Source organism: Bradyrhizobium sp. WSM2793 (assembly GCF_000379585.1).
Lineage (GTDB): Bacteria > Pseudomonadota > Alphaproteobacteria > Rhizobiales > Xanthobacteraceae > Bradyrhizobium.
This window is the reverse complement of sequence record NZ_KB902847.1, coordinates 1-1298: the sequence shown is the minus strand read 5'-3', so window position 1 is coordinate 1298 and position 1298 is coordinate 1. Positions and strand designations below refer to the sequence as shown.

Sequence of the window (1298 nt, the reverse complement as noted above, 5' to 3'; positions counted from 1 at the left end):
GTGACCTACAACTCCAAGGGTCTCGGCCTTGCTGCGCTGACCAGCGGTGTCGACTTCATCGACAACGCTGCCACCAACAAGGTGCTGACCAACCTGAACGCGGCGTCGAGCACGCTGCGCTCGGAAGCGTCGAGCCTCGGCTCGAACCTCTCGGTGGTGCAGGTTCGTCAGGACTTCAACAAGAACCTGATCAACGTGCTGCAGACCGGTTCGTCCAACCTGACGCTGGCCGACACCAACACCGAAGCGGCCAACAGCCAGGCGCTGTCGACCCGCCAGTCGATCGCGGTCTCCGCGTTGTCGCTGGCCAACCAGTCGCAGCAGAGCGTGCTGCAGCTGCTCCGCTAAGTCGCGGACGACATCGCAAGCAAGATCCGGCGGCGGGGCTTCGGCCCCGCCGCTTTCTTTTTTGCGCCGGCATCAGGTGCCGCATAACGAACCGGGAATGATGCATTCGAATGCAGCCAATTGCTCACTCTTAGTTATGGTTGACAAGTGGCAAATGGCTCGTCGCTGCACCAAAAAGCGTCATCCTATCATGACGATATGGGGGGAGCGGATCAGGCTCCGAACGCGCGTATGGTGAATCCGCGCAAGGACTGGTGCGACACGCTTCATGCTTTGTTAGCCGTCTGCGTTCACCGTCCCGGCATCGATTAATCCTAATCGAAGTTTGTTTGTTGCGTTGCGTACCAGAAGGGTAACACTCAATGTCCGGTATCGTCCTCTCTTCGTCGGTTCGTCAGAACCTGCTCTCGCTCCAGTCCACCGCTGATCTTCTCGCCACCACACAGAGCCGTCTGTCGACCGGCAAGAGCGTCAATTCGGCCCTGGACAATCCCACCAACTTCTTCACGGCACAGTCGCTCGACAACCGCGCCAGCGACATCAACAACCTGCTCGATGGCATCGCCAACGGCGTGCAGGTGCTGCAGGCTGCCAACACCGGCATCACCTCGCTGCAGAAGCTGATCGACAGCGCTAAGTCGATCGCCAACCAGGCGCTGCAGACCACGGTCGGCTACTCTACCAAGTCGAACGTCTCCACCACCATCTCCGGTGCGACGGCCGCCGACCTGCGCGGCACGACCAGCTTCGCCAGCGCGACCGCATCCAGCAACGTGCTGTATAGCGGCGCGGCTGCCGGCATCACCGCGGCGACCGGCACCACCACGCTCGGCGCTTCCATCGGCGTCTTCGCAGGCACTGGCGCAACGACCGGCGCCGGCGGTACCACGACCCTGGAAGGCACCATCACCCTGATCGCCACCAACGGCACGAGCGCCAGCGGCCTGGCC

1 protein-coding gene and 1 pseudogene are annotated in these 1298 nt (G+C 62.1%); both read left to right on the top strand.

The features are described from left to right. Positions 1-348: flagellin (locus A3AS_RS44565; RefSeq protein ID WP_256375126.1), on the top strand; the 348-nt coding region annotated here is incomplete at its 5' end. A 362-nt stretch (positions 349-710) separates the two neighbouring features. Then, positions 711-1298 (top strand): annotated as a pseudogene (locus A3AS_RS44560) (flagellin); the annotation flags it as partial.